Source organism: Streptomyces sp. CNP082, from assembly GCF_059570535.1.
This window is the reverse complement of the sequence record NZ_JCANSZ010000011.1, coordinates 1-26,611: the sequence shown is the minus strand read 5'-3', so window position 1 is coordinate 26,611 and position 26,611 is coordinate 1. Positions and strand designations below refer to the sequence as shown.

Sequence of the window (26,611 nt, the reverse complement as noted above, 5' to 3'; positions counted from 1 at the left end):
GGACGCAATCGACCGGCCTTGTTCCGGGCCGGTGGCCGGACGTACCGTCGGGAGCAACGACCGACCACCTGCTTAGCGAGGTTGCACATGGCGCCGCTGCGCATCGCCCTCCTCCAGGGGCCGGCCGGGGTGCCCCCCGACCCGCAGGAGGGCCTTATCGCCCTGGAGGCCGCCGCCCGGACCGCCGCCGTCGGCGGCGCGCGGCTGCTGGTGGCCTCCGAGCTGTTCCTCAGCGGGTACGCCAGCGACCCCGCCGGCCGCGCCGAGCCGGCCGACGGCCCCGGCGCCCGCGCCGTCGCCCGGATCGCCGCCGACCACGGCCTGTCCGTCGCCTACGGCTATCCGGAGCGGGACGGCCCCGACGTGTACAACGCCGTCCAGCTCGTCACCCCGTACGGCTATCCGGCGGCCAACTACCGCAAGACGCACCTCTTCGGTGACTTCGAGCGGAAGTTCTTCACCCCCGGGGACACCCCCGTGGTCCAGGCCGACGTCGACGGCATCCGCGTCGGCATCCTGATCTGCTACGACGTGGAGTTCCCCGAGCTGGTGCGGGCGCACGCCGTGGCCGGCACGGAAGTGCTGCTCGTGCCCACCGCGCTGATGCGCCCGTACGAGTTCGTGGCCCGCACCCTCGTCCCCGCGCGCGCCTACGAGAGCCAGCTCTACGTCGCGTACGCCAACCGCGTCGGCGCCGAGGGCGACTACCACTTCGCCGGGCTGAGCCGCCTGGTCGCGCCCGACGGGACGGTGCGCGCCAGCGCCGGGCACGACGGCGAGGACCTGGTGCTCGCCGAGGTCGACCCGGCGCGGATAGCCGCCGCCCGCGGGGAGAACACCTATCTCGCGGACCTGCGGCCCGAGCTGTACGCCTGACGCTCCCCTTCAGACCTCAGCCCTCATCAGCCCGGCCCGCCCGCGTTCCCGCACCCGCACCCGCACCCGCACTCCCTGAGCCCGTACCCCCGCACGCCCGGGCGGCGACCGCGCGCCGCCCTGCCCGCACGACCGAGGAGCCCCGCCCGATGACGTCCACCGTGCCCACCGCCGTCCACCCCGCGGGGGAGGAGACCGCCCGTCGGCCGATCACGATGTTCGGCCCCGACTTCCCCTTCGCGTACGACGACTACCTCGGCCACCCCGCCGGGCTCGGCCAGGTACCGGCGACCGAGCACGGCACCGAGGTCGCCGTCATCGGCGGCGGGCTCTCCGGCCTCGTCGCCGCGTACGAGCTGTTGAAGACGGGCCTGAAGCCGGTGGTCTACGAGGCGGACCGGATCGGCGGCCGGCTGCGCACCGAGACGTTCCCCGGCTGCGACCCCGCGCTCACCGCCGAGCTGGGCGCGATGCGCTTCCCGCCGTCGTCCACGGCGCTGCGGCACTACATCGACCTCACGGGGCTGCGGACCCGCCCGTTCCCCAACCCGCTGGCGCCCGGCACCCCCTCCACCGTCGTCGACCTCAAGGGCGTCTCCCACTACGCCCGCACCATCGACGACCTGCCGCAGGTCTACCGCGACGTCGCCGCCGCCTGGGCCGACTGCCTGGAGGAGGGCGCGGACTTCACCGCCATGAACAGCGCCATCCGCGAGCGCGACGTGCCGCGCATCCGCGAGCTGTGGGCCGCCCTGGTCGAGCGGCTCGACAACCAGACCTTCTACGGCTTCCTCTGCGACTCCGCGGCCTTCCGCTCCTTCACACACCGGGAGATCTTCGGCCAGGTCGGCTTCGGCACCGGCGGCTGGGACACCGACTTCCCCAACTCCATCCTGGAGATCCTGCGCGTCGTCTACACCGAGGCGGACGACGACCACCACGGCATCGTCGGCGGCAGCCGGCAGCTCCCGCTGCGGCTCTGGGACCGCGCGCCGGACAAGACCGTGCACTGGGCGCAGGGCACGTCGCTGGCCGCCCTGCACGACGGCGGCGCCCCGCGGCCCGCCGTCACCCGGCTCGCCCGCGCCGCCGGCGAGCGCATCACCGTCACCGACGCCTCCGGGGACGTACGCACCTACCGGGCCGCGGTCTTCACCGCCCAGTCGTGGATGCTGCTGTCGAAGATCGACTGCGCCGACGAACTGCTGCCCATCGACCACTGGACCGCCGTCGAACGCACCCACTACATGGGGTCCTCGAAGCTGTTCGTCCCCGTGGACCGGCCGTTCTGGCTGGACCGCGACGAGCGGACCGGGCGGGACGTGATGTCCATGACGCTCACCGACCGCATGACCCGCGGCACCTACCTCCTCGACGACGGCCCGGACCGGCCGGCGGCGATCTGCCTGTCGTACACCTGGTGCGACGACAGCCTCAAGTGGCTGCCGCTGCCGGCAGAGGAGCGGATGGAGGTCATGCTCAAGTCGCTCGGCGAGATCTACCCGGACGTCGACATCAGGAAGCACGTCATCGGCCCGCCGGTGACGGTGTCCTGGGAGGACGAGCCGTACTTCATGGGCGCGTTCAAGGCCAACCTGCCCGGCCACTACCGCTACCAGCGGCGGCTGTTCACCCACTTCATGCAGGACAGGCTGCCGGCGGGGAAGCGCGGGCTGTTCCTGGCCGGCGACGACATCTCCTGGACGGCGGGCTGGGCCGAGGGCGCGGTGCAGACCGCGCTGAACGCGGTGTGGGGCGTGATGCGGCACCTCGGCGGCGCCACCGACCCTGCCAACCCCGGGCCGGGCGACGTCTTCGACGCCATCGCCCCGGTGGAGCTGCCGGAGGACTGACGCGGGCGGCTCAGCCGTCGCCGCGCTGCCGGCCGGGCTGCCCGCGCAGCGGGACCAGCAGACAGCGCGAGACCAGCCCCACCGACTGATCCAGCCGCTCGGTGAACTCCTCGTCCACCTCCGGCAGTCCGCGCAGCCGCCACAGCACCCGGGCCGCCGCCCAGGCCGCGTCCCGGGCCCGGTCCAGGCTCCACGCCCCCGCGAGGTGGGTGAGCGGATCGGCCACGTCCAGCAGGTCGGGACCGGGCATGAGCTGTTCGCGGATCCGCTCCTCCAGCCGTACGAGGAGGTCGCCCACGCGCTCGTAGTCGCCCTCGACGTCGTCCGGTTCGCGCCCGAGCGCGCGGCAGGTCGCGACGACGGCGCGCGGGAGGTCGTAGCCGATGTGGGCGTTGATGCCGGCGAGGGCGAACTGCAGGGTGTGGACGCCGCGATGGCGGCGGGCCTGGAACAGCGGGCGCCAGCACGCGGGCGGGCGGCGGCCCGCCGCGGTGTCGTCCACCGCGGCCAGGAACCGGCCGGCGAAGTCCGCGGCGAGCCCGGCGGCAGCGGTCCGGTCGGCGAAGTCGCCGGCCGCCAGGCGCAGCCGTACCTCGTCGGTCACCTCGAGGTACACCGAGCTGAAGACCGCCACCCCGTCGCGCCGGGGCAGCTCGCACGTCAGCGCGCGCATCCGTTCAGCGGCGGCGTCGAGGGCCCCGCGGGCCGCCGTGTCCTGCACAGACATCATGGCCGTCACCCTGGCAGCCGGGAGACCGCGCGGCCACCACCGGCCGTGGCGAGGCCCCGAGTACCCCTCGTACGGGTGGTGCCCGCCGGCCCGCCGTGACCGCCCCGGGCCCCGCGGAGGTGATCCAGCCCACAGGACCAGGCGGGTTGGTCCGCGCCGGAGCGTGGCAGACTGGAGGAGTACCAGTGACGTACGCGCACTCCGGGGTCGGTGAAAATCCGAACCGGCGGTAACAGTCCGCGACCCGGCCGCTGCCAGCGGCCGGTTGACCAGGTGGAATTCCTGGACCGACGGTGAAAGTCCGGATGGGAGGCAGTGCGCGGCGGGATGCCACAGGTGCGCCGCCGGCGGCGGCCCGCTCCTTTCCGGGCGGCCCCCCGTCTCCCGGCCGGCGCCCCGGTGATCGCGTTCCGTAACTGTCGTCAAGACAGGCCCCGGAGTCCGTGCCCGACGAGGCAGGAGGACCCGGGTGGCCACCCCAGCCGAAGCGCAGGCCATGCGCCGCGCCATCGCGCTCGCCTCCCGAGCGCTCGGCGACACCAGCCCCAACCCCGTCGTCGGCTGCGTGATCCTGGACGCCGCCGGCCAGCCGGCCGGCGAGGGCTGCCACGCCCGCGCCGGCGGCCCGCACGCCGAGGTCGCCGCCCTCGCCGACGCGGGGGAGCGGGCCCGCGGCGGCACCGCCGTCGTCACCCTCGAACCCTGCAACCACACCGGTCGTACGGGCCCGTGCGTCCGCGCCCTCGCCGCCGCCGGCGTCGCCCGCGTCGTCTACGCCGTCACCGACCCCACCCCCGCGGGCGCCGGCGGTGCCGCCGCGCTCGCCGACGCCGGCGTCGAGGTCGAGGGCGGCCTGCTCGCCGACGAGGCCGCCGCCGGGAACGAGCCGTGGCTGACCGCCGTGCTCCGCGGGCGCCCCTTCGTGCTGTGGAAGTACGCCGCCACGCTCGACGGCCGCAGCGCCGCCGCCGACGGCTCCAGCCGCTGGATCACCTCGCCCGCCGCCCGCGCCGACGTCCACCGGCTGCGCGCCGAGGCCGACGCCGTGGTCGTCGGCTCCGGCACCGCGCGCGCCGACGACCCGCAGCTCGCCGTCCGCGGGGCGCGCGCCGAGGCGGGCGTCACCCAGCCGCTGCGGGTCGTCATCGACACCGAGGGCACCGCGCTCACCCCCGGGGCCCGGCTCCTCGACGGCACCGCCCCCACCCTCGTCGCCGTGGCCGCGGACGCCGCAGCCGCCGCCGTCGACGGCCTCACCGCGGTCCTCGAAGCCGCCGAGACCCACAGCGGCCAGCGCGCCGACGTGGTGCGCCTGCCGCGCGCCGCCGGCGGCCGGGGCCTGGACATCGGCGCGCTGCTCGCCGCGCTGTACGGGCGGGACGTGCGCTCCGTACTGCTGGAGGGCGGCCCGACCCTGGCCGGGGCGTTCCTCGCCGCCGGCGTCGTCGACCGGGTCGTCTGCTACCTCGCCCCCGTCCTGCTGGGCGCCGGGCCCGCCGCGCTCGCCGACGCCGGAATCGGGACGATCGGCGAAGCGTTGCGTCTCGATGTCACCGCCGTCGATCACCTCGGTCCCGACCTGCGGCTGACCGCCGTGCCGGGGCCCGCCCCCGAGCCGCCCGCCACCAAGGAGAGCTGACGTTGTTCACCGGAATCGTTGAAGAGCTCGGCGAGGTCGTCGCCGTCGAAGAGCTGCCCGACGCCGCCCGCTTCCGGCTGCGCGGCCCCGTCGTCACCGAGGGCGCCCGGCACGGCGACTCCGTCGCCGTCAACGGCGTCTGCCTGACCGTCGTCGACCACGAGGGCCCGGAGTTCACCGCCGACGTGATGGCCGAGACGCTCAACCGCTCCAGCCTCGGCGGCCTCGCCCCCGGCGACCGGGTCAACCTGGAGCGCCCCACCGCCGTCGGCGGGCGTCTCGGCGGGCATCTGGTGCAGGGCCACGTGGACGGCACCGGCGAGATCATGGAGCGCAAGACCTCCGAGAACTGGGAGGTCGTCACCGTCTCGCTGCCCGACGACCTCACCCGCTACGTCGTGGAGAAGGGCTCCATCACCGTGGACGGGGTGAGCCTCACCGTCGTGGACGCCGGCCCCGACTTCTTCACCGTGAGCCTCATCCCCACCACGCTCGCGCTGACCACCCTCGGCCGCAAACAGCCGGGGGACACGGTCAACCTGGAGGCCGACGTCGTCGCCAAGTACGTCGAGCGGATGCTCGCCCCGCACGCCGACCGCGCCCGGGGAGCGCGCGAATGAGCACCCTGGACTCCCTGAACGGGGTGGCCTTCTCGGTGTTCGGCGAGGACATCAAGTGGGCCGACATGACCGGCAACGTGCTGGGCGTCGCCGCCCTCGCCCTCGGCTGGCGCCGCCGGGTGGCGGTCTGGCCGGCCCAGTTGCTCTCCGGCGCGGTGCTCGTCGTCGCGTACGCCTCCGCCGGCCTCACCGGCGGCGTCGGCAAGCAGTTGCTGGTGGTCGGCGTCTCGGTGTGGGGCTGGACGCAGTGGACGCGCGGCCGGCGCGAGAGCGGGGCGGTGCAGGTGCGCTTCGCCACCTGGGCCGAGCGCGGCTGGCTCGTCGCCGCCACCGCGGCCGGCACCACCGCCGTCGCCCTGCTCTTCCTCGCCGTCCCGTCGCTGTCCTGGAACCCCTGGCCGGACGCCTACCTGTTCACCGGCTCGGTCGCCGCCATGGTCGCCATGGCCCGCGGCTGGGTCGAGTTCTGGTTCGCCTGGCTCGCCGTGGACGCCGTCGGCGTCCCCCTCGCGTACTCCAGCGACCTGAAGTTCTCCGCCCTCGTGTACGTCGTCTACGGCGTCGTCGTCCTCCTCGGCCTGCGCGCCTGGTGGACCGCGAGCCGCCGCATCACACCGCCCGCCGCCGGGCGGCCGGAGGCACTGGAAGGAGCCGTCGCATGACCGTTCTGCAGACCCGGCAGCCCACCGGGGACGCGGAGGACCTCCGCCTCGATTCCGTCGAGCGTGCGATAAAGGAGATCGCCGCCGGCCGGCCCGTGGTCGTCGTGGACGACGAGGACCGCGAGAACGAGGGCGACCTCATCGTCGCCGCCGAGCTGATCACGCCCGCGACCGTCGCGTTCATGATGCGCGAGTGCAGCGGCATGATCTGCATGCCGATGGCGGGCGAGGCGCTGGACCGGCTCGGCATCCCGCAGATGGTCCAGCGGAACACCGAGTCCAAGCGCACCGCCTTCACCGTCACCGTGGACGCCTCCGCGGCCCACGGTGTCAGCACCGGCATCTCCGCGTCCGACCGGACGAGGACGATCCGGCGGCTCGCCGACCCCGAAGCCGTCGCCGCGGACTTCGTCCGCCCCGGCCACATCTTCCCGCTGCGCGCCCGCGAGGGCGGCGTGCTCGCCCGCGACGGGCACACCGAGGCGGGCGTGGACCTGGCCCGGCTCGCCGGGCTGCGGCCCGCCGCGGCGATCGTGGAGATCGCCGGCGAGGACGGCGAGATGCTGCGGCTGCCGCAGCTCGTGCCGTTCGCCCGCAAGCACGGCTTCGCGATCATCTCCATCGCCGACCTCATCGCCTACCGCCGTGCCACGGAGCCCGCCACCGGCCCCGCCCCGGCCGCTCCCCGGCGCCCCGCGGACTCCGCCGCCGAGCCGGCCGCCGCGCCCGGGGACGGCCCCGCAGCAGCCCCCGCCGTACGCCGCGAGGCCGAGACCCGGCTGCCCACCGCGTACGGCGACTTCACCGCGTACGGCTACCGCTCGACCGCCGACGGCGTCGAGCACATCGCCCTGGTCATGGGCGACGTCAGCGCGGCCGACCCCGGCGGGGAAGTGCTCGTACGCCTCCACTCCGAGTGCCTGACCGGCGACGTCTTCGGCTCCCAGCGGTGCGACTGCGGGCCGCAGCTCCACGCCTCGCTGCGCCGCGTCGCCGCCGAGGGCCGCGGCGTCGTGATCTACCTGCGCGGCCACGAGGGCCGCGGCATCGGCCTGCTGTCCAAGCTGCGCGCCTACGAACTGCAGGAGCGCGGGCGCGACACCCTCGACGCCAATCTGGAGCTGGGCCTGCCCGCCGATGCCCGCGACTACGCCGCGGGCGCCCGCATGCTCGCCGACCTCGGCGTCACCTCGGTGCGCCTGCTGACCAACAACCCGGAGAAGGTCGACGCCCTGCTGCGCCACGGCCTTGCCGTCACCGGCCGCGAGCCCACCCCCGTCGAGGCCGGCGAGCACAATCTGCGCTACCTGCGCACCAAGCGTGACCGCATGGGCCACGACCTGCCGTGGCTGGACGCCGCGCCCGTGGCGGTGTGCAGCAACCAGTGACCCCGTAACCACCCTGCGGCACTCATGTCGCAGACCCCACCTTCCGTACACCCGCACAGCACGACGAACGAGGAGAGCCGTGAGCGGCAAGGGCGCCCCCGAACTGACCGTGAAGAACTGCGAGGACCTGCGGGTCGCCGTCGTCGCCGCGCTCTGGCACGAGCAGGTGATGGACGGGCTCGTCGACGGTGCCCTGCGCGCCCTCGGCGAGCTGGGCATCGTCGAGCCCACCCTGCTGCGCGTCCCCGGCAGCTTCGAGCTGCCGGTGGTCGCCAAGGCGATGGCCGACCGCGGCTACGACGCCGTCGTTGCCCTCGGCGTCGTCATCCGCGGCGGCACCCCGCACTTCGACTACGTCTGCCAGGGCGTCACCCAGGGCCTGACCGGGGTCAGCGTGGAGACCGGCGTGCCCGTCGGCTTCGGCGTGCTCACCTGCGACACCGAGGAGCAGGCGCTCGCCCGCGCCGGGCTCGCCGACTCCGTGGAGGACAAGGGCCACGAGGCGGCCACCGCCGCCGTCGCCACCGCCGCGGCGCTGCGCACCGTCGCCGAGCCCTGGCGCTGAGCGCCCCCGCGGACCCCGTAGACTTGGGCCCACCATGGCCAGCAAGACATTCGAGGAGCTCTTCACCGAGCTCCGGCAGAAGGCAGCCACCGGCGACCCCGCCACCTCCCGTACCGCCCAGCTCGTCGAGCAGGGCGTGCACGCCATCGGCAAGAAGGTCGTCGAGGAGGCCGCGGAGGTCTGGATGGCCGCCGAGCACGAGGGCGAGGACCGCACCGCGGAGGAGATCTCCCAACTCCTCTACCACCTGCAGGTGATGATGGTCGCCCGGGGCATCTCCCTGGACGACGTCTACGCCCGCCTCTGACGCCCGTACGCACCCCTGAAGCCGACCCGCAGAACAGGAAGAGATACGACCATGCTGCGCATCGCCGTCCCCAACAAGGGTTCCCTCGCCGAGCCTGCGTCGGCGATGCTCCATGAGGCCGGTTACCGGCAGCGCACGGACCGCCACGAGCTGGTGCTCACCGACGCCGCCAACGACGTCGAGTTCTTCTTCCTGCGCCCCCGCGACATCGCCGTCTACGTCGGCTCCGGCCGCCTCGACGTCGGCATCACCGGCCGCGACCTGCTGCTCGACTCCGGCGCCGGCGCCGAGGAGATCATGCAGCTCGGCTTCGGCGCCTCCACCTTCCGCTTCGCCACCCGCCCCGGCACCGCCGCCGGCGTCGCCGACTTCGGCGGCATGACCGTGGCCACGTCCTTCTCCGGGCTGGTCGCCAAGCACCTCGCGGACAACGGCGTGGACGCGGAGGTCGTGCACCTCGACGGCGCCGTGGAGACCGCGATCAAGCTCGGCGTCGCCGAGGTCATCGCCGATGTCGTCGAGACCGGCACCACGCTGCGGCAGGCCGGGCTGGAGATCATCGGGGAGCCGATCCTCACCTCCGAGGCGATCGTGATCCGCGGCACCGCCTCGCCGCGGGAGGAGCCGAAGGTACGGCAGTTCCTGCGCCGGATGCAGGGCGTCCTCGTCGCCCGCCGGTACGTGATGATGGACTACGATATCCGCGCCGAGCACCTGGAACAGGCCGTGGCCCTCACCCCGGGGCTGGAGTCGCCCACCGTCTCGCCGCTGCACCACGAGGGGTGGGTCGCCGTCCGCTCGATGGTGCCCACGGCGGAGGCCCAGCAGATCATGGACGAGCTGTACGAGCTGGGGGCCCGCGCCATCCTCACCACCACGATCCACGCCTGCCGCCTGTGACCGCCGCCGGGCTGCCGGTCACCTTCCGGCCACGCCGCACCCAGGTGGTGCTCGTCACCTGCGGCCTCGCGCTCTTCGGCGTGCTCACCGCGCTCGGGCTGACGCTGAGCATGAACGTGGGGGAGCGGATCAGCTTCATCGTGGTCGGGCTGCTCTTCCTCGGCGGGCTGCTGCTGCTCGGCCGGCCCAAGGTGGTCGCGGCCGACGACGGCGTCACCGTCACCAACCTGACCAACCGCCGGCATCTGGCCTGGGCCGAGATCCTCCGCGTCAACCTGGGGCCCGGCGACCCCTGGGTCTCCCTCGACCTCGCCGACGGCACGAGCCTGCCGGCGATGGGCATCCAGCCGGGCATCGCCCGGGAGCAGGCCGAGCAGGACGCACGGGCGCTCGCCGCGCTGGCCGCCGAACGCGGCACGGGCGTGTCCGGCACCTGAGGCCGCCCTGCGCCTGAGGCTGCCCTGCGCCCCGGGGTCGTGTTTACTGTGGTGCCCAAGGCCCCCCGAGGGACCTTCCCGGAGCCGCGCGCACCGGGTCACCCGGCGACCCGAGGAGTGAGCCCCCCAGGGCGATGGACGGATCCTCCTGCAGTACCGGCGCCGCCCCCCGCGCGGAGGCGGCGCGATGATCACCTCACTGGCCCTGCTCGGCCTGGCGTTCCTGCTGGTCCTGGCCAACGGCTTCTTCGTGGCGGCGGAGTTCGGGCTCGTCGCCGTGGAGCGCCCGCAGGCGGAACGGGCCGCCGCGGCCGGCGACCGGCGCGCCGCCCGCGTCGTGGCCGCGCTGCGGGAGCTGTCGTTCCAGCTCTCCGGCACCCAGCTCGGCATCACCCTCACCTCACTGGTCGTCGGCATGCTCGCCGAGCCCGCGCTGGGCCGGCTGCTGCGCGGCCCGCTGACCGCCGCGGGGCTGCCCGCGGGTGCCGTGCCCGGCACGGCGCTGGCCGCCGGGGTGCTGCTCGCCTCCGCGGCGCAGATGGTCCTCGGCGAGCTGGTGCCGAAGAACTGGGCGGTGTCCCGGCCCTTGGCCGTCGCCCGCTTCGTCGCCGGGCCGCAGACCGCGTTCGCGCGCTTCTTCCGCCCCCTCATCGCGCTGCTCAACGCCGCCGCCAACCGGCTGGTGCGGCTGCTGGGCGTGGAGCCGGCCGAGGAGCTGGCGTCGGCCCGTACGCCGACGGAGCTCGGGTCGCTGGCACGCAGCTCGGCGCAGGCCGGGATGATCGAGCCGGACGCCGCGGACCTGTTCGTGCGCACCCTCTCGCTCGGCGAGCTGACCGCACAGCACGTGATGACACCGCGGGTACGGGTGGTCGCGCTGCAGTCCTCCGCGACCGCCGCGGACGTCCTCAACCTCACCCGCGCCACCGGCCTGTCCCGCTTCCCCGTCTACGCCGGCCGGCTCGACGAGGTCACCGGCGTCGTCCACCTCAAGGACGCCCTCGCCGTCCCCGCCGGGCACCGGACGCGCACCCCCGTCGCGCGGATCGCCGTGCCGCCGCTGCTGGTGCCGGGCACGCTGCCGGCGCAGCCGCTGCTGGAGAAGCTGCGCGGCGGGCAGCCGATAGCCGTGGTCGTCGACGAGTACGGCGGCACCGCCGGCGTCGTCACGCTGGAGGACATCGTCGAGGAACTGGTCGGCGAGGTCCGCGACGAGCACGACCGGGAGGTCGACGGCATCCCCGACCTGCGGTCCGCGCCGGCCGTGGACGGGCGCCCGGCGTGGGACGCCGACGGCGGCTGCCGCCTCGACGCGCTGCGCCGGATCGGGCTGGCGGCGCCGGAGGGCCCGTACGAGACGGTGGCGGGGCTCGTCGCCACGCTGCTCGGCCGGATCCCGGCGGCCGGGGACACGGCGGCGCTGCCGGGCTGGCGCCTTGCCGTACGGCATGTCGACCACCACCGGGCGGCGCTGGTGCGGCTGGTGCGCACCGCGGACGCCGCGCCTGCCGCGCCGGCCCGGGGCGGGGCACGGGGGACGGCCGCGTGAGCGCACTCCAACTGGTCTTCGCCGCGCTGCTGGTGCTCGCGAACGGCTTCTTCGTCGGCGCCGAGTTCGCGCTCGTCTCCGTACGGCGCAGCCAGATCGAGCCGTACGCCGCCGCCGGCTCAGCGCGCGCCCGCCGGGTGCTCCACGGTCTTGAGCACCTGCCGCAGATGATGGCCGCCGCGCAGTTCGGCATCACGGTGTGCTCGCTGACCCTCGGCGCGCTCGCCGAACCCGCCGTCGCCTCGCTGCTGGAACCCGCCTTCCACGCCGCCCACGTGCCCCACGGCTTCGTCCACCCGCTCGGCTACGCCGTCTCGCTGGCCGTCGTCGTCTGCCTGCACCTCGTCGTCGGCGAGATGGTGCCCAAGAACCTGGCGCTGGCCGCTCCCGCCGCCGCGGCGCTGTGGCTCGCGCCCGCGCTCGTCACCTTCGCCCGGCTGTGCCGCCCCGCCACGGCGCTGCTCGGCGCCCTGGCCCGGCACCTGCTGCGGCTCGTGAGGGTGGAGCCGCGCTCCGAGCTCACCAGCACGTACACCACCGAGCAACTGACCGACCTGATCGCCGACTCCCGCGAGGCCGGACTGCTCGGCGACGGCGAGCAGCGCCGGCTCAACGACGCGCTCGGCCTCGGCTCGCGGCCGGTGACCGACGTGCTGCTCGACCCGGAGTCGATGGTCGCCGTCACCGCCTCCGCCACCCCGCGGCAGGTCGAGGAGCTGACGGTACGCACCGGCTACTCGCGCTTCCCGGTGCGCGGCAACGGCGGCGCCGGCACCGGCGGGACGGCCGGCGCCGCCGGGCCGACATACCTCGGCTATCTGCACGTGAAGGACGTCCTCGACCTGGAGGAGCGCGAACGGGCCGTGCCCGCCCGCCTGTTCCGGCCGATGACCGTGCTGCGCCCGGAGCTGCCGCTGGACGACGCGCTGGCCGCGATGCGGCGCGGCGCCTCCCACCTGGCGGCGGTCGCGGACCCGGCCGCGCCGGGCCGGGTGCTGGGTCTGGTGGCGCTGGAGGACGTGCTGGAGCTGCTGGTCGGCGAGGTGCGGGATCCGGCGCACCGGCTGACGGTACGTCAGCGTACGGCGGACGGGAGCACCGGGCAGTCCGTGCCCACCTCGGTCGGCTGACCTGCCAGCCGGGTCAGCCGGGTCAGCCGGGTCAGCCGGGCTCCGGCTCCGCGTCCGGCTCGCGGCCGGAGAGGATCTCGCCGTACGCCTGCATCAGGTCCGGCAGCCGGAGCGTCGCCAGGTCCTCGCGGCCCGGCGGCCCGGGGTAGGCCGACAGCCGCAGGTCGCGGTAGGCGCAGCTCTTCTCGTACAGCGTGCGCAGGAAGCGGCCGTTGCCCAGCTCGTCGATCCAGCCCTGGTCGACGACGTGCCCGCAGATGCTGCGCAGCTCCTCGACCGACTCCTCGTCCCACGTGTCGCCGTTCTGCGCGGCCAGCACCTCGCCGATGGCCGTCAGCTCCAGCGGGCGGTAGCTGGGGAAGTCGACGCGCGTCGTGAAGCGGGACGTCAGGCCCGGGTTGCTGGAGAGCAGGCGGTCCATGCCCTTGGGGTAGCCGGCGAGGATGACGACGAGCCGGTCGCGGTTGTCCTCGGCGCGCTTGAGCAGCACCTGGAGGGCCTCGTCGCCGTACGCGTCGCCGCGGGAGTAGCCGACGCCGGCGAGGCTGTAGGCCTCGTCGATGAAGAGCACGCCGCCGAGCGCGGAGTCGATGAGGTCGTTGGCCTTCACCGCGGTCTGGCCGAGGAACTCCCCGACGAGATCGGCCCGTCCGGCTTCCACCAGCCGGTCGCTGGCGAGCAGCCCGAGCGCGTAGAAGACGCGGCCCAGGATGCGCGCCACGGTGGTCTTGCCCGTACCGGACGGGCCGGAGAAGACGAAGTGCCGCTTCGGCGGCTGCACCGGCAGGCCCTCGCCGGCCCGCAGCCGCGCCATGTTGAGCTGCGCCGACAGCGCCCGCACCTGCCGCTTGACGGGGTCGAGGCCGACCATCCGGTCGAGGTCGGCCAGCGCCTCGGCGAGCATCGCGGGGTCGGCGGCGGCCGGCTGGTGCGCGGAGCCCGCGTGCAGCGGGGCCCGCTCGCGCAGCACGCCCGGGCCCCCAGCCGGGGGCGGCGGGCGCAGCACCTCGTCGGCGGGCACCAGCTCCCGGCCGTCCGGCGCGGGGGGCGCGGGGTCGCCCGGCGCGGTCTCCTGCTCGGCGCCGGCCAGGGACACCGACGCCAGGCCCGGCACCGGGTCGAGACCGTCGAAGTCGTCGAGGCCGTCGATGGCGGCGATCCGGGCCGCGGTGTCCATGAAGGAGGGGTCTATCCGGTGCACCGCCCGGTACAGCGGCAGCGCGGCGGCGCTGCGGCCGGAGCCCTCCTGGGCCCGCGCCAGCCAGTAGCGCAGCTCCTTGCGCTGCGGCTGCTCGCTGCGGCAGCGCATCAGCGCGGCGGAGAGCATCGGCACGGCCTGCCCGTACATCTCCAGCCGCACCCGCGCCATGCCGGCGAAGAGCCCCGCCTCGATGCCCAGCAGCGGGTCGTCCGTCAGCGGCACGGTCAGCCGGACGAGCTGCTCCCAGTCCTTGACCAGATACGCGCGGCAGGCGTGCAGGAAGCGCACCTGCGGGTCGGCCTCGGCCGGGGGACAGGCGGCGAGCGCCTGCTCCAGCTCGGCGACGTGCCGGCCGTCCAGCCAGTGCGAGGCGTGGGCGAGCAGCAGGTCGCGGCCGGAGTCGAGCACGGGCTGCACCCACCAGCCCAGCCAGTACCAGGAGTTGAGGGGACGGCGGTGCCGGGCGCGCTGCTCGCCGAAGCGGTCGCGGTGCCGGTACATCTCCAGCAGCGCCGTTGCCGTGTCCGCCCGCAGTGCGTGCAGCCCGAGCCAGGCGTCGGCCATCTGCGGGTCCAGCCGCACCGCGGACCTGAACTCCTCCTCGGCCCTGGTGTAGGCGCCCATCGTGTAGGCGTCCACGCCCCGCAGCCAGGCGAGCTCCGCGGGGGCCTCGGGCCCGCGCGCGCCGTTGTCCATCACGTAGCCACCAACCGTTCCCCCGCGGATCTCCTCGGGTCGCTGGTCGGCCGTCCACCGCGAACTCCCCGGCGAAACAGGGGAGTTGCGGTGAAGACGGCCTGCTCGCATGGTACCCGCGGCGGCGATGCGGGCCGACGGCACGTATCGGACGCACACGCGGGGGACCCGGCCGCCCGACGCGGTGATCGTGGGTGAGGGGCACCAGGTCCGTAAGTCATCCCATTGTTCCCTCTTTGGACAGAACGAAGCCCCCGATCACGGGGGAACAATCGGGGGCTTCGCGCGTGAGGCGGTGCCGGTGGGGCCCGCTCACTGAGAACGTAAGTCCTGTACTGCCCCCGGGTCAAGCGGAGTTGGGGCGTGGAGGGGTCTATTCCGGCCGGTCCCGGGACCGGCTGCGCACGGTGTGCGCCCCGCGTGGTCACCGGGCGTGCGCAGGCCCCGGGACCAGCCGGTACGCGTCCCCGCGGCGCACCACCAGAAGGCCGGCGTACGGGCGGGACGGGTCGGCCGAGAAGTGCGCCCGCTCCGCCCGCTCCCAGCCGTCCCAGAACTCCGCGAGCCCCGGCCCGTCGCGCCGCCGCCCGCGCGCCCACGCCGCGGCGGCGGGCACGTCCATCCACAGCAGCCGGGCGAGGTGCGGGCGCAGTTCCCGGCGGCCCGCGCCGACCCCCTCGACGAGCACCACGGGCGCCGGCGGCAGGGTGCGGCGCGCGGTGAAGGCGCGGGCCTGCCAGTCGTACGCGTCGTAGACCGCCGGGCGCCCCGCGGCCAGCGGGGCGAGCACCTGGCGCCGCAGCCGCCCCGTCCAGCCGAAGAAGTCCCGGTGCGTCGCGAGGTCGTCAAGCCTGAGGACAGGCGCCCCGCCCAGCGCCGCGGCGAGCCGGCCGGCGAACGTCGTCTTGCCGGACCCCGCGTGGCCGTCCACGGCCACCAGCCGCACGGGTCCGCAGGACGGCGCCAGCCCGCGCAGCTCGCGGGCCAGGGCGGCCAGCGAGGGGTCGGACGCCGGGGCGTGGGTGGCGCTCATCGCCGCAAGGCTACGGCGACCGCCCCGCCGGTCCTTCCTCCACCCCAGGTCACACCAGTGGTATGAACCAATATTCACCCATCTCGTAGTACGGATTGACTTCCTAACGGCAGAGCGAGGGTGAATAGTTGTGGCCTGCCCCCCAGCATGCGCCGCAATCGTCTGGAGAGTCCGCCATGCCCCGAAGTGCGTCACGGCGCGCCGTGCTGGCCGCCGCCCTGGCCGCCGCAGCGGCCGGTGCCGCCCCGGCCGCCCCCGCCGCAGCGGCTGCCTCTGCCGCTGCGCCCGCCACGCCCGCCGCCGCCGGCGGTGCGGCCGGCCGGCCGCCGCTCGGCAGCTCCCTCGTCGACTACCGAGGCTGGGCCTCCGCGCCGGCGTGGCGCGGCGGCAGCGCCCGCGGGACGAAGGTCGTCTCCGGCCCTCGCCCCGGCATCGTGATCGGCCGGCCCGCGGGCCGTACCGACTACGCCGACCCGCACACCGGGGCGACCGCCTCCTGGGAGTACGCCACCTGGACCTCCCCGGTCCACCGGCTGGCCCCGCCCGCCACCGAGGTCATCGCCTCCTGGAACGCCGCCACCCCGGCCGGCACCTGGCTGATGGTCGAGCTGCGCGGCACGTACAACGACGGCGGTCGCACGCCCTGGTACGTGATGGGCCGCTGGGCCGCGGGCGACGCGGACATCCGCCGCACCACGGTCGACGACCAGTCCGACGGCAAGAGCAGCATCTGGACCGACACGTTCTCGATCGACGACGCGGCGAGCGGACTGCGCCTGGTCGACTACCAGTTGCGGGTGACCCTCTACCGCAAGCCCGGCAGCGACCTGACGCCGCAGGTGTGGCGGGCCGGCGCGATGGGCTCCGACGTCCCGGACCGCTTCGAGGTGCCGGCCAGCGCACCGCGGCTCTCCCGCGAGCTGGCCGTCCCGCGCTACTCGCAGAACATCCACGCCGGCCGCTACCCGGAGTACGACAACGGCGGCGAGGCGTGGTGCAGCCCCACCTCCTCGCAGATGATCATCGAGTACTGGGGCCGCAAGCCGACCGCCGGGGACCTGGAGTGGGTCAACCCCGACTACGACGACCCGCAGGTCTGCCACGCCGCCCGCTTCACGTACGACTACCAGTACGAGGGCTGCGGCAACTGGCCGTTCAACACCGCCTACGCGAGCACGTACCGCGACATGCACGGCGTCGTCACCCGGCTCGGCTCGCTGGCCGACGCCGAACTGCTCGTGGCCGCCGGCATCCCGCTGATAACGTCCCAGTCCTTCATCGAGTCGGAGCTGGACGGGGCGGGCTACGGCACCTCGGGTCACCTGATGACCGTCGTCGGCTTCACCAAGGACGGCGACGTCGTCGCCAACGACCCGGCCTCGCCCGACAACCCGGCAGTGCGCCACGTCTACAAGCGCCGCCAGTGGGAGAACATTTGGCTGCGCACCAAGCGCTACGACGCCAACGGCGCGGTCCGCTCCGGCACCGGCGGCATCTGCTACGTGCTGTGGGGCAGCGAGATCACCGCAGCCCAGAAGGCCGCACTCGCCGCCGTGGGGATCGAGTAGAAACCCGCCCGCGCCCCTCCCTGAAAGCGGGGGAGGGGCGCGGACTCTCGAAGCTGTCGAACTCGATCAGGACGGCACGCTCGGGTTGGTCCCGGGCGGGCGTCGGCGGGCGAGAGCGAGGCTTGCCAGCGTCGTGATCGCAGCCGCGCCTCGGAACGCGCCACCGGGAACGCCTTCGCCGCGACCCCGCCGGCCGGCTGACCGGTCACCGCTTCGGCCCTTCGCGGTCCCGGCTGTCGAGCTCTGCCAGATGCTTCAGCGCCGGAAGGGCCGCCACCAGCGCGTCGACCTCGTCGCCGGTGGGCTCGCCGATCAACCGCTCGAACGCGTGGACGCCCGCCTGGCGCCGCGTCCGGACATAGGAGGCGCCGGCCTCGGTCAGGCACACCAGCGTGACCCGCTTGTCGGACGCGTCGCCCCGCCGCGCGACCAGGCCGGAATTCAGGCCGGGGGCGGGCCTTCGGTGTACGCGCGGCATGCCCGGCAGAGCCGGGGTGAGTCCAGGCGGCTGCCGGCCGGGCTACCGCCGGAACCGGAACCGCCGCCGCGCGGACCTCGTGATGGGAGTCGTGCGAGGTGACGCGCATCGCCTCCTCGTACGCGGCCAGTGCGCCCCGCATCGCCGAGCCGGCGAGCCCGCGGCGGCGTACGACCCCCTTGAGCCAGGTGAAGAAGCCCAGCACCACGGCCAGGCAGCCGACCAGGACCAGATACGGCACGACACCACCCATGCCGGGGCAACTCCCGCCGCCCCCGCGGGGTTCCGCGCGCTCAGCCCTCGATGAACTTCAGGCCGATGACGCCCGCGAGGATCAGCCCCAGGCACGCCAGCCTGGCCGGCGACGCGCTCTCGCCCAGCGCGAGGACGCCCACGGCGGCCACCCCCAGCGAGCCCAGCCCGACCCAGACGGCGTACGCCGTGCCCACGGGCAGGCTGCGCAGCGCCATGGTGAGCACGATGACGCTCACCATGGCCGTCACCAGCCCGAACGTCGAGGGCCAGAGGTGGGTCAGGCCGTCGGAGTGCTTCAGGGCGGTGGCCCAGACGAGTTCGAGGCCGGCGGCGATGAGCAGGAATATCCAGGGCACGGTGTCTCCCGGGGTCTGTCGTTCCGGTGGTACGGGGGTGGCGTGCGGGGCCGCGGACGGCCGCGCTACGCGGCGAAGCCGCCGTCGACGGCGATCGCCGCGCCGGTGATCTGTGCGCCGCTGGGGCCGGCGAGGTGGGCCACGGTGGCGGCGACGTCCTCGGGGCGCCCGTAGCGGCCCAGCGCGCTGAGGGCGCGGGCGGCGTCGGCGTCGGGAGAGTCGGCGGGGTTCATCTCGGTGTCGGTGTCGCCGGGGTGGACGACGGTGACGGAGATGCCCTGCGGGCCCAGGTCGCGGGCGAGCCCGCGGGTGAGGCCCGTCAGCGCGGACTTGCTGGCGGCGTAGAGCGTCCAGCCGGGTATCGGCACCCGCTCGGCGAAGCTGCTGCCGATGCTGATGATCCGGCCGCCGGGGCCGAGGTGCCGGACGGCCGCCTGGGAGGCGAGGAAGGCCGCGCGGACGTGGATGGCGAGCGCCGCGTCCACGTCCTCCCGGCGCACCTCGGCCAGCGGCCCGTACGGCGCGATGCCCGCGTTGTTCACCAGGATGTCCAGCCGGCCCAGCGCGGCGGCGGCGCGGTCCACCGCGGCGACGACGGCGTCCGGGTCGGCGGCGTCGGCCGGGATGGCCAGGCCCCGCCGGCCGGTCCGCTCCACGGCGCGTACGACCTCCGCGGCCCGTGCGGCCGAGCGGTGGTACGTCAGCGCCACGTCGGCACCCTCTTCCGCCAGCCGCCGTGCGATCGCGGCACCGATGCCGCGGCTGCCGCCCGTGACCAGGGCCGTCCGGCCCGCAAGCTGCCCCATGTCTGCTCCCTTCAACATCCGGAGAACTCTCCGGTTGACTCTCCGAAGGGTAACCGGAGAACTCTCCGGATGCCAGTGAGAACCGGAGAGCTCTCCTGTTCGCTATCCTCCGGACAGGAGGGAGCGCAGGTGACAGACGAAGACGCGACCGGCCGACGGCGCCTTCCCGGCGGGGAGCTGCACGTGGTCGGCGGCCCGCCGGCGGAGCGCGCGGACGCCGCGCAGAACCGCCGCAGGATCCTCGCCGCCGCCGCCGCGCTGGTCGCCGAGCGCGGCCCCGACGCCCTGTCCATGGACGAGGTGGCCAGGGCCGCGGGCGTCGGCGTCGGCACCGTCTACCGCCGCTTCGGCGACCGCGCGGGACTGGCGTACGCGGTCATCGACGACCGCGAAGTGCAGTTCCAGACCGCGTTCCTCAAGGGGCCGCCGCCGCTCGGGCCCGGCGCCGGCGCACCGGAGCGCATCCGCGCCTTCCTGCACGCCCTCGTCGACCGGACAGAGGACCAGCTCGGGCTGCTGCTCGTGGCCGAGATGGACTCCGCCGACGCCCGGTTCACCGAGGGCTCGTACGAGCTGTACCGGCAGCACCTCTCGCTGCTTGTCGGCCGGATCCGGCCGGAGGCCGACGTGCGCTGGCTCGCCGACGCCCTGCTCGCGCCGCTGGCCGCCAACCTCTACGGCTACCAGCGCCGCGCCGACGGCATGAGCGTCGCCCGCGTGAAGGCCGGTTACGACGACCTGATCGCCGGGCTGCTGCCCGACGGCGGCTCCGCCGCCCCCTGACGTACCCGGAACCCGCCCCGTGAACTGGCCGGTTCCGTGCGTCCCCCGTTTGTCTCGGCGTACCGCCGATCGGGCATACTCCCCTTCACCGCAGCCGCACATGCCGGCCCGCCGTAATCCGGCGGGGCAGCATCGATCTGCAGCAACACAACGGGCGGCGCCGGCATATCCCGGCCGGAGCCGCCCCCGACCGCGCCGTACGCGCGCCCGGCGAAGAGGAGTGCACCGCATGGCCGTACGTGGTCCGCTGCCCGTGGAACGCGAGCTGCCCACCGAGGAGTCACGCGACCTGCTGGCCCTCGTCCGCGAGCTCATCCGGCGGGAGATCGCCCCCCACGCGGCCGAAGAGGAGGAAGCCGGCCGCTTCCCCCGCGAGTTGTTCACCACACTGTCGCACTCGGGACTGCTCGCGCTGCCCTACGCGGCCGAATACGGCGGCGGGGAGCAGCCGTACACGGTCTATCTGCAGGTGCTGGAGGAGCTCGCCGCCGCGCGGCTGACCGTCGGCCTCGGCACCTCGGTGCACACCCTCGCCGCCCACGCGGTCGCCGGCTACGGCACGGAGGAGCAGCGCAAGGAGTTCCTTCCGGCCATCCTCGGCGGCGGCCTGCTCGGCGCCTACTGCCTCTCCGAGCCCGCCTCCGGCTCCGACGCCGCCGCCCTGACCACCCGGGCCGTACGCGACGGCGACACCTGGACCCTCGACGGGACCAAGGCGTGGATCACCCACGCCGGGGTCGCCGACTTCTACACCGTCCTGGCCCGCACCGGCGGCCCCGGCCCCGGCGGCATCACCGCCTTCCTCGTCCCCGGCGACGCCCCCGGGCTCAAGGCCGCGCCGCCCGAGAAGAAGATGGGCATGAAGGGCTCGCCGACCGGACTGCTGCACCTCGACGGGGTGCGCGTCCCCGACGCGCGCCGCGTCGGCGAGGAGGGCCAGGGCCTCACCATCGCCCTCGACGCCCTCGACTCCGGCCGCCTCGGCATCGCGGCCTGTGCGATCGGGGTGGCGCAGGGGGCACTGGACACGGCGCACGGCTATGCGCTGGAGCGGCAGCAGTTCGGCCGGCCGGTCGCCGACTTCCAGGGGCTGCGGTTCATGCTCGCCGACATGGCGACGCAGATCGCGGCCGGGCGCGCGCTGTACCTCGCCGCCGCCCGGCGGCGCGACGCGGGCCTGCCCTTCGCCAAGGACGCCGCGATGGCCAAGCTCTTCTGCTCGGACGCGGCGATGCGGGTGACGACCGACGCCGTGCAGGTCCTCGGCGGCTACGGCTACACGGCGGACTTCCCCGCCGAGCGCTACCTGCGCGAGGCGAAGGTGCTGCAGATCGTGGAGGGCACCAACCAGATCCAGCGCGTGGTCGTCGCGCGGCACCTGCTGGGCGCCGAGAAGGAGCGGTCGTAGCGGCCGGCTCCTACGCGTCAGGGGCGCGGGCCGGCGGGTGCGGTCGGGCCGGCGGCGGGCGTCACCTGCGCCGGCGCATCCCCGGCAGCCGCCGCCGCGCCGGCTCGTTGCCCGGGCCGCCGACGTGGGAGAAGGGCTGGCGGCGCCAGTCGAGGCCCTCGGGCAGCGTGAGCAGCGCCGCCGGGTCCTCCGCGCGCGCGTCCAGGCGGGCGTCCTGCGGCACCGCGGCCGACAGCGGGCTGCCGGAGCCGGTGCACACGGTCAGCCCGAACGGGTTCGCCGGCGTGACGCGGGCGTGCTCGGGCAGCACGTCCTCGCCCTCCAGCAGGGCGATGGGCTGGACGCAGTCCGGGCAGAGCACCCGGAAGATCAGCGAGGTCTCGGCGTAACCGCCGTCCTCGTCATCGACGGCATCAGGCTCGACGAGCTCGACATGCTCGGAACGGCGCATGCTGCTCCCCCTCAGGTTGGGCCACCTGGACGGTCACGTGGTGGTCACGACCACAGCAAGGATTTCCCTCGCTGTCATCCGAATAATCGTCCGCAGCGTCACCCTCGCTCCCGGTTGGACTGTGGCCTTCATCACACGCCACCGAGTGCGCCCTGCGCGCCCCCACCGTGCGCCCGGCCCCGGCCCCGGCGGCCCCGGATGTACCCGACCGCCGCAAACGAAGTAAGTTGATGCGTTGTGGAGGAGTTGGACAGGCACATCGTGGAGCTGCTCGTCAGGGACGGGCGCATGAGCTATACGGACCTGGGCAAGGCCACCGGCCTGTCCACCTCGGCCGTGCACCAGCGGGTGCGGCGCCTGGAGCAGCGCGGCGTGATCCGCGGCTACGGCGCCATCGTCGACCCGGAGGCCATCGGCCTGCCGATAACCGCGTTCATCTCGGTCAAGCCCTTCGACCCCAGCGCCCCCGACGACATCGCGGACCGGCTCGCCGACGTCCCCGAGATCGAGGCGTGCCACAGCGTGGCGGGGGAGGAGAACTACATCCTCAAAGTGCGCGTCGCCGCCCCGGCGGAGCTGGAGGACTTGCTCGCCCGCATCCGCTCCCTCGCGGGGGTCTCCACCCGCACCACGGTCGTGCTCTCCACGCCGTACGAAGCCAGGCCGCCGCGCATCTGACGGCGCGGCGCCCCCGAACCGAATCCGAGGCACCGCAGCCGTGACCGCCGAGGGCCCCGCCGCCCGACCCCGCACTCCCGCCGACTCAGCCGACTCCGCGCCCGGCAGGGCCGGTTCCGCCCCCCGCACCGTGCTGCTGCGCGGCGGCACCGTCCACAGCCCCGCCGACCCGTTCGCCACCGCCATGGTCGTCGATGGCGACCGCGTCGCCTGGGTCGGCTCCGAGGGCGCGGCCGACGGCTTCGCCGACGCCGGCACCGTCGACGAAGTCGTCCAGCTCGAAGGCGCCCTCGTCACACCGGCGTTCACCGACGCGCACGTACATCTGACCGCCACCGGCCTCGCGCTGACCGGCCTGGACCTGTCCGGCGCCACCGGACTGGCCGACGCCCTCGCCCGGATCCGCGCCTACGCCGCCGCACACCCCGCGGACCGGGTGCTGATCGGCCAGGGGTACGACGAGACCGGCTGGCCCGAGGGCCGCCCCCCGGCCCGCGCCGAGCTGGACGAGGCCGCCGGCGGCCGGCCGCTCTACCTCACCCGCGTCGACGTCCACTCCGCCGCCGTCAGCACGGCCCTGCTCGACCTGGTGCCCGGCATCGCGGGCCGCGACGGCTTCGCCGCCGACGAGCCGCTGACCCGCGACGCCCACCACGCCGTGCGCCGCGCCGCGTACGCCGCCATGTCACCGGCGCAGCGCGCCGCCGCGCAGGGCGCCGCCCTCGACCGGGCCGCGGCCGTCGGCATCGGCTCCGTCCACGAGTGCGCGGGGCCCGACATCAGCGGCGCCGACGACTTCACGGCGCTCCTGGCGCTGGCCGCCGAGCGGCCGGGGCCGCGGGTGACCGGCTACTGGGGCGAGGCCGTCGCCGGCCCCGAGGACGCCCGGCGCGTACGCGAACTCGGCGCCTTCGGCGCGGCCGGGGACCTCTGCGCCGACGGCTCCCTCGGCTCCCGCACCGCCCACCTGACGCAGCCGTACGCCGACCGCCCCGGGCACCGCGGCAACGGCTACCTCGACGCCGCCGCTGTGGCCGCCCACGTCGCCGCCTGCACCGAGGCGGGGCTCCAGGCGGGGTTCCACGCCATCGGGGACGCCGCCGTCGCGGCCGTGGTCGACGGCGTACGGGCGGCGGCCGACCAGGTCGGCCTGGACCGCGTACGGGCGCTGCGGCACCGCGTGGAGCACGCGGAGATGCTCACCGCCGAGACCGTCGCCGGGTTCGCGGAGCTGGCGCTCACGGCGTCCGTACAACCGGCCTTCGACGCCGCCTGGGGCGGCGAGGAGGGCATGTACGCGCGCCGGCTGGGGACGGAGCGGGCGCGGACCCTCAACCCGTACGCGGCCCTCCTGCGCGCCGGGGTGCCGCTCGCCCTCGGCTCCGACGCCCCGGTGACCCCGCCCGACCCCTGGCGCACCGTCCAGGCCGCCGCGTTCCACCGCACGCCGGAGCACCGCGTCTCCGCCCGCGCCGCGTTCACCGCCCACACCCGCGGCGGCTGGCGGGCCGTCGGCCGCGACGACGCCGGCGTGCTCGTGCCGGGCGCGCCCGCCGACTACGCCGTCTGGGCGGCCGGCGACCTGGTCGTACAGGTGCCCGACGAGCGCATCGCGAACTGGTCGACCGACCCGCGCTCCGGCACCCCGGGCCTGCCCGACCTCACGCCCGGCGCAGAACTGCCCGTGTGCCTGCGTACGGTCGTGGCCGGAAACACCGTCTACCCGGGGCCGATCGGGTGAGTTAACGATCTTCGATAGGCCGAACGAAGGCCGTCCCGGACGTCGGACCGCGGCCTGATCTCGGGACTGACCAGCCGCTTCGGCAAAACGCCACAGGTGACACGGCTGTTGACACGAAGCGGGCAACGGCGGGTAGTTTCGGCCGAGTCCACCACAGGACGTCCGGCCGGATCACCTCCGCGCAGTCGTGGAACGCTCTGGGCCACGGATGGTGTGCCGCACCGGCGCCCCATCGCAGGCAGCCAGGTCCAGGACTCCGGCACGGGGGCGAGGGAGGATGGCATCCGTCGGGCTGGTGTGACCCCGGGTGGGGCCCGGACGCTCAGTAGACAACGGCCCTCGGTCGATCCGCAGCCAGCGGGTCCCAGGTCGGACCGAAGGGCGCCGGGCCCGACTCGCAGCGGTATCGGGCCGCCTGCCACGGCTGCCCCGAGCTGCCGCCCGTCCCCTCTTCTCCTTTCCCCTTTTCCGGTTTTCCGGTTTTCCACCGCTTGCCCGCTGCCGCGCCCCCGCGGATCCGTGGCACCATCACGGCCACGGCACGGCCACGGCACGGCCACGGCACGGCCACGGGCATGCCGCGGGACGTCTTCTCCCCGGCTGTCCGCGGACCGCCCGGTACCCCGCGCGCCGTCCCGGGGTACCGTTGCGGACCGCCTCGGTGCCGGACCGCAGAGGGCTCTGGCTATCGTGGGCGTCCTGTCCCGCGCGGCCGTGTGCGCGCGAGGACGGCTCAAGCGGGAATTGCGGAAGGGACGGCAGTGACAGACGGGGTTCAGGGGCGCTACGGCCCGCTGGGCGGGATCCTGGTGATCATCCCGACGTACAACGAGGCCCTGAACCTCGAGTCGATCGTCTCCAGGGTGCGGGACGCGGTGCCGGACGCCGGCATCCTGGTCGTCGACGACAACAGCCCGGACGGCACCGGCAAGCTCGCCGACGAGCTGAGCGGCGACGACGCGCACGTGCACGTGCTGCACCGGGCCGGCAAGGAGGGCCTGGGTGCCGCCTATCTCGCCGGCTTCGGCTGGGGCCTGGAGCGGGGCTACGGCGTGCTGGTCGAGATGGACGCCGACGGCTCCCACCGGCCGGAGGAGCTGCCCCGGCTGCTCACCGCGCTGAAGGGCGCCGACCTGGTGCTCGGCTCCCGGTGGGTGCCCGGCGGCCGGGTGGTCAACTGGCCCAGGTCCCGGGAGTTCATCTCCCGCGGCGGCAGCGCGTACTCGCGGATCTGGCTCGGGCTGCGCATCCGGGACGTCACCGGCGGGTACCGGGCCTTCCGCCGGGAGACGCTTCAGGGCATCGGGCTGGAGAACATCGCCTCGCAGGGGTACTGCTTCCAGGTGGACCTGGCCCGGCGGGTGGCCGACGCCGGCTACCACGTCGTCGAGGTCCCGATCACCTTCGTCGAGCGGGAGCGCGGTGACTCCAAGATGAGCAAGGACATCATCGCCGAGGCGGCGTGGCGGGTTCCGGCCTGGGGCGTACGGTCCCGGCTGGGGCGGATTCTCGGCCGCAGGCACACTTGAGTCATGAGCGATCGCAATCCGCAGCCGTACGAGCACCCGGCAGGCTCCGACGACCGGGCGGCGGGCCCCGGCGGCTCCGGCCGCCGCCCACGCCGGCGCCGCTCGCTCGCCCGCACCCTGACGCCCCTGGGCGTCGCCGCCTGGGCGCTGCTGGAGCTGTGGCTGCTGATCGTGCTCGGGTCCGAGATCGGCGTCCTGGGCGTCTTCGCCGTGCTGGCGGGCGGGGTGGTCCTGGGCGCGGTCGTCATCAAGCGGGCGGGCCGGCGGGCCTGGCGGTCGCTCGCCGAGCAGGTCCAGCGGCAGCAGTCCGGCGCCGCGCCGGAGCCGGAGGCCGACCGCGGGCGCGGGTCGGGCAACGGGCTGACGATGCTCGCCGGGCTGCTGCTGATGGTGCCCGGCCTGGTCACCGACGCCGCGGGGCTCCTTCTGCTGCTGCCGCCGGTACGGGCGCTGGTGCGCCGGGGGCTGACCGGCGTGATCGAGCGGTCGGCCGCCGGGCAGGACCTGGGCCGGGCGTACACGCAGGCGCGTATCCACCGCCCCGACGGCAAGGTCGTCCAGGGCGAGGTCATACGGGACGAAGACGAGGACCGGCCGCCGGGCCGCTGACCCCCGGCCCCGCCCGGCCGGCCGTCACCCCCGGGCCGCGGCGCCCTTCAGGGCGTACGGCTTCAGGGTGTACGGACCGGGGGACGCGGCGCGGCCGTTTTCGGGCACCCGGAAGGGCCCGTCCCACTGTGCGGGTTCTAGTGATCCCCGCAACACCCTGGAGTTCAGGGAGTTGCGGGGATCGTGGGTTTTGAGGAGCTGAGGGCGAGGTTCTTCGTGGCGCTGGACCGCGAGGACGGCAGTGTCGCGGGTGCTGCTCGGGCGGTCGGGGTGAATCGGCACACGGCGGCTGGGTGGGCGCGGAAGGCCGGGGTGCGTGGTCGTGGGAAGTCGGGCAGGGGCGGGCATCCGGGGCGGGCGGAG

26 protein-coding genes, 1 pseudogene and 1 riboswitch are annotated in these 26,611 nt (G+C 74.8%); of the genes and pseudogenes, 20 read left to right on the top strand and 7 right to left on the bottom strand.

Features of this window, described 5'->3' with window-relative positions; all coding sequences use genetic code 11:
- Positions 1-87 precede the first annotated feature (87 nt).
- Both B124_RS12185 and B124_RS12180 read left to right on the top strand, forming a co-directional pair.
- A complete protein-coding gene (locus tag B124_RS12185) occupies positions 88-876 on the top strand; it encodes a carbon-nitrogen hydrolase family protein (RefSeq protein WP_496502784.1) in 789 nt (262 codons plus the stop codon).
- A gap of 149 nt (positions 877-1,025) precedes the next feature.
- A complete protein-coding gene (locus B124_RS12180) occupies positions 1,026-2,729 on the top strand; it encodes a flavin monoamine oxidase family protein (protein WP_496502783.1) in 1,704 nt (567 codons plus the stop codon).
- 10 nt (positions 2,730-2,739) lie between these two features.
- On the opposite strand, the gene B124_RS12175 is transcribed toward B124_RS12180, so the two are convergent.
- On the bottom strand, positions 2,740-3,459 hold the full coding sequence (locus B124_RS12175; RefSeq protein ID WP_496502782.1) for a DUF5995 family protein: 720 nt from the start codon (positions 3,457-3,459) through the stop codon (positions 2,740-2,742).
- A gap of 192 nt (positions 3,460-3,651) precedes the next feature.
- Positions 3,652-3,782: riboswitch (FMN riboswitch) on the top strand.
- Between the two features lie 173 nt (positions 3,783-3,955).
- On the opposite strand from B124_RS12175, the gene ribD reads away from it, so the two are divergent.
- The 10 genes from ribD to B124_RS12125 all read left to right on the top strand — a co-directional run bounded on the left by ribD (position 3,956) and on the right by B124_RS12125 (position 12,656).
- Complete coding sequence (ribD, locus tag B124_RS12170) at positions 3,956-5,098, top strand: bifunctional diaminohydroxyphosphoribosylaminopyrimidine deaminase/5-amino-6-(5-phosphoribosylamino)uracil reductase RibD (RefSeq protein ID WP_496502891.1); 1,143 nt, start codon at positions 3,956-3,958, stop codon at positions 5,096-5,098.
- Between the two features lie 2 nt (positions 5,099-5,100).
- On the top strand, positions 5,101-5,718 hold the full coding sequence (locus B124_RS12165; RefSeq protein ID WP_496502781.1) for a riboflavin synthase: 618 nt from the start codon (positions 5,101-5,103) through the stop codon (positions 5,716-5,718).
- Entirely contained in the window at positions 5,715-6,380 is a 666-nt protein-coding gene (locus tag B124_RS12160; protein WP_496502780.1) for a nicotinamide mononucleotide transporter family protein, read from the top strand. Before B124_RS12165 ends, B124_RS12160 begins: the two co-directional genes overlap by 4 nt.
- Entirely contained in the window at positions 6,377-7,768 is a 1,392-nt protein-coding gene (ribA, locus tag B124_RS12155; RefSeq protein ID WP_496502779.1) for a GTP cyclohydrolase II, read from the top strand. Before B124_RS12160 ends, ribA begins: the two co-directional genes overlap by 4 nt.
- Positions 7,769-7,847: 79 nt before the next feature.
- The gene (gene ribH, locus B124_RS12150) at positions 7,848-8,333 is read left to right on the top strand and encodes a 6,7-dimethyl-8-ribityllumazine synthase (RefSeq protein ID WP_496502778.1); all 486 of its coding nucleotides are present in this window, start codon (positions 7,848-7,850) and stop codon (positions 8,331-8,333) included.
- A gap of 34 nt (positions 8,334-8,367) precedes the next feature.
- Positions 8,368-8,640, top strand: a complete 273-nt coding sequence (locus tag B124_RS12145; protein ID WP_496502777.1) for a phosphoribosyl-ATP diphosphatase — start codon at positions 8,368-8,370, stop codon at positions 8,638-8,640.
- A gap of 51 nt (positions 8,641-8,691) precedes the next feature.
- Positions 8,692-9,540: an ATP phosphoribosyltransferase gene (gene hisG / locus B124_RS12140; RefSeq protein WP_496502776.1), complete on the top strand. Its 849-nt coding sequence runs from the start codon at positions 8,692-8,694 to the stop codon at positions 9,538-9,540.
- Positions 9,537-9,977: a PH domain-containing protein gene (locus tag B124_RS12135; protein WP_496502775.1), complete on the top strand. Its 441-nt coding sequence runs from the start codon at positions 9,537-9,539 to the stop codon at positions 9,975-9,977. The genes hisG and B124_RS12135 overlap by 4 nt, the downstream gene beginning before the upstream one ends.
- Before the next feature lie 187 nt (positions 9,978-10,164).
- Entirely contained in the window at positions 10,165-11,526 is a 1,362-nt protein-coding gene (locus tag B124_RS12130) for a hemolysin family protein (protein ID WP_496502774.1), read from the top strand.
- On the top strand, positions 11,523-12,656 hold the full coding sequence (locus B124_RS12125) for a hemolysin family protein (RefSeq protein WP_496502773.1): 1,134 nt from the start codon (positions 11,523-11,525) through the stop codon (positions 12,654-12,656). The genes B124_RS12130 and B124_RS12125 overlap by 4 nt, the downstream gene beginning before the upstream one ends.
- A gap of 31 nt (positions 12,657-12,687) precedes the next feature.
- On the opposite strand, the gene B124_RS12120 is transcribed toward B124_RS12125, so the two are convergent.
- Entirely contained in the window at positions 12,688-14,553 is a 1,866-nt protein-coding gene (locus tag B124_RS12120) for an AAA family ATPase (protein ID WP_496502772.1), read from the bottom strand.
- A 424-nt stretch (positions 14,554-14,977) separates the two neighbouring features.
- Complete coding sequence (locus B124_RS12115; RefSeq protein WP_496502771.1) at positions 14,978-15,586, bottom strand: uridine kinase family protein; 609 nt, start codon at positions 15,584-15,586, stop codon at positions 14,978-14,980.
- A 176-nt stretch (positions 15,587-15,762) separates the two neighbouring features.
- Between B124_RS12115 and B124_RS12110 the strand changes: the two genes are divergently transcribed.
- Positions 15,763-17,154: a C39 family peptidase gene (locus tag B124_RS12110; protein WP_496502770.1), complete on the top strand. Its 1,392-nt coding sequence runs from the start codon at positions 15,763-15,765 to the stop codon at positions 17,152-17,154.
- A 205-nt stretch (positions 17,155-17,359) separates the two neighbouring features.
- Here B124_RS12110 and B124_RS12105 read toward each other — a convergent pair.
- A pseudogene (locus tag B124_RS12105) lies at positions 17,360-17,596 on the bottom strand (winged helix DNA-binding protein); the annotation flags it as partial.
- Between the two features lie 118 nt (positions 17,597-17,714).
- Here B124_RS12105 and B124_RS12100 point away from each other — a divergent pair.
- Positions 17,715-17,939, top strand: a complete 225-nt coding sequence (locus B124_RS12100) for a hypothetical protein (protein WP_496502769.1) — start codon at positions 17,715-17,717, stop codon at positions 17,937-17,939.
- Here B124_RS12100 and B124_RS12095 read toward each other — a convergent pair.
- Together B124_RS12095 and B124_RS12090 are read right to left on the bottom strand one after the other, a co-directional pair.
- Positions 17,926-18,243, bottom strand: coding sequence for a DMT family transporter (locus tag B124_RS12095; protein WP_496502768.1), 318 nt, complete (start codon positions 18,241-18,243; stop codon positions 17,926-17,928). The two genes, B124_RS12100 and B124_RS12095, sit on opposite strands and share 14 nt — an antisense overlap.
- Positions 18,244-18,308: 65 nt before the next feature.
- Complete coding sequence (locus B124_RS12090) at positions 18,309-19,049, bottom strand: SDR family oxidoreductase (protein WP_496502767.1); 741 nt, start codon at positions 19,047-19,049, stop codon at positions 18,309-18,311.
- Between the two features lie 129 nt (positions 19,050-19,178).
- Between B124_RS12090 and B124_RS12085 the strand changes: the two genes are divergently transcribed.
- Together B124_RS12085 and B124_RS12080 are read left to right on the top strand one after the other, a co-directional pair.
- Positions 19,179-19,832, top strand: coding sequence for a TetR/AcrR family transcriptional regulator (locus tag B124_RS12085; protein WP_496502766.1), 654 nt, complete (start codon positions 19,179-19,181; stop codon positions 19,830-19,832).
- Between the two features lie 229 nt (positions 19,833-20,061).
- Entirely contained in the window at positions 20,062-21,240 is a 1,179-nt protein-coding gene (locus tag B124_RS12080) for an acyl-CoA dehydrogenase family protein (RefSeq protein WP_496502765.1), read from the top strand.
- A gap of 61 nt (positions 21,241-21,301) precedes the next feature.
- On the opposite strand, the gene B124_RS12075 is transcribed toward B124_RS12080, so the two are convergent.
- A complete protein-coding gene (locus tag B124_RS12075; RefSeq protein WP_496502764.1) occupies positions 21,302-21,691 on the bottom strand; it encodes a hypothetical protein in 390 nt (129 codons plus the stop codon).
- A 237-nt stretch (positions 21,692-21,928) separates the two neighbouring features.
- Here B124_RS12075 and B124_RS12070 point away from each other — a divergent pair, with 237 nt between their 5' ends.
- The 4 genes from B124_RS12070 (at position 21,929) to fxsA (ending at position 26,248) form a co-directional block, all read left to right on the top strand.
- Positions 21,929-22,369, top strand: coding sequence for an Lrp/AsnC family transcriptional regulator (locus tag B124_RS12070; RefSeq protein ID WP_496502763.1), 441 nt, complete (start codon positions 21,929-21,931; stop codon positions 22,367-22,369).
- 40 nt (positions 22,370-22,409) lie between these two features.
- Positions 22,410-24,110: an amidohydrolase gene (locus tag B124_RS12065; RefSeq protein ID WP_496502762.1), complete on the top strand. Its 1,701-nt coding sequence runs from the start codon at positions 22,410-22,412 to the stop codon at positions 24,108-24,110.
- Between the two features lie 761 nt (positions 24,111-24,871).
- Complete coding sequence (locus tag B124_RS12060) at positions 24,872-25,639, top strand: polyprenol monophosphomannose synthase (RefSeq protein ID WP_496502761.1); 768 nt, start codon at positions 24,872-24,874, stop codon at positions 25,637-25,639.
- 3 nt (positions 25,640-25,642) lie between these two features.
- The gene (fxsA, locus tag B124_RS12055) at positions 25,643-26,248 is read left to right on the top strand and encodes an FxsA family membrane protein (protein ID WP_496502760.1); all 606 of its coding nucleotides are present in this window, start codon (positions 25,643-25,645) and stop codon (positions 26,246-26,248) included.
- Positions 26,249-26,611 lie beyond the last annotated feature (363 nt).

Excerpts from the sequence above, each read along its gene's own strand:
- B124_RS12185 (WP_496502784.1), top strand. The coding sequence starts at position 88 with ATGGCGCCGCTGCGCATCGCCCTCCTCCAGGGGCCGGCCGGGGTGCCC.
- B124_RS12180 (WP_496502783.1), top strand. The coding sequence starts at position 1,026 with ATGACGTCCACCGTGCCCACCGCCGTCCACCCCGCGGGGGAGGAGACC.
- B124_RS12175 (WP_496502782.1), bottom strand. The coding sequence starts at position 3,459 with ATGATGTCTGTGCAGGACACGGCGGCCCGCGGGGCCCTCGACGCCGCC.
- ribD (WP_496502891.1), top strand. The coding sequence starts at position 3,956 with ATGCGCCGCGCCATCGCGCTCGCCTCCCGAGCGCTCGGCGACACCAGC.
- B124_RS12160 (WP_496502780.1), top strand. The coding sequence starts at position 5,715 with ATGAGCACCCTGGACTCCCTGAACGGGGTGGCCTTCTCGGTGTTCGGC.
- ribA (WP_496502779.1), top strand. The coding sequence starts at position 6,377 with ATGACCGTTCTGCAGACCCGGCAGCCCACCGGGGACGCGGAGGACCTC.
- B124_RS12145 (WP_496502777.1), top strand. The coding sequence starts at position 8,368 with ATGGCCAGCAAGACATTCGAGGAGCTCTTCACCGAGCTCCGGCAGAAG.
- hisG (WP_496502776.1), top strand. The coding sequence starts at position 8,692 with ATGCTGCGCATCGCCGTCCCCAACAAGGGTTCCCTCGCCGAGCCTGCG.
- B124_RS12130 (WP_496502774.1), top strand. The coding sequence starts at position 10,165 with ATGATCACCTCACTGGCCCTGCTCGGCCTGGCGTTCCTGCTGGTCCTG.
- B124_RS12120 (WP_496502772.1), bottom strand. The coding sequence starts at position 14,553 with ATGGACAACGGCGCGCGCGGGCCCGAGGCCCCCGCGGAGCTCGCCTGG.
- B124_RS12115 (WP_496502771.1), bottom strand. The coding sequence starts at position 15,586 with ATGAGCGCCACCCACGCCCCGGCGTCCGACCCCTCGCTGGCCGCCCTG.
- B124_RS12110 (WP_496502770.1), top strand. The coding sequence starts at position 15,763 with ATGCCCCGAAGTGCGTCACGGCGCGCCGTGCTGGCCGCCGCCCTGGCC.
- B124_RS12100 (WP_496502769.1), top strand. The coding sequence starts at position 17,715 with ATGGGAGTCGTGCGAGGTGACGCGCATCGCCTCCTCGTACGCGGCCAG.
- B124_RS12090 (WP_496502767.1), bottom strand. The coding sequence starts at position 19,049 with ATGGGGCAGCTTGCGGGCCGGACGGCCCTGGTCACGGGCGGCAGCCGC.
- B124_RS12080 (WP_496502765.1), top strand. The coding sequence starts at position 20,062 with ATGGCCGTACGTGGTCCGCTGCCCGTGGAACGCGAGCTGCCCACCGAG.
- B124_RS12075 (WP_496502764.1), bottom strand. The coding sequence starts at position 21,691 with ATGCGCCGTTCCGAGCATGTCGAGCTCGTCGAGCCTGATGCCGTCGAT.
- fxsA (WP_496502760.1), top strand. The coding sequence starts at position 25,643 with ATGAGCGATCGCAATCCGCAGCCGTACGAGCACCCGGCAGGCTCCGAC.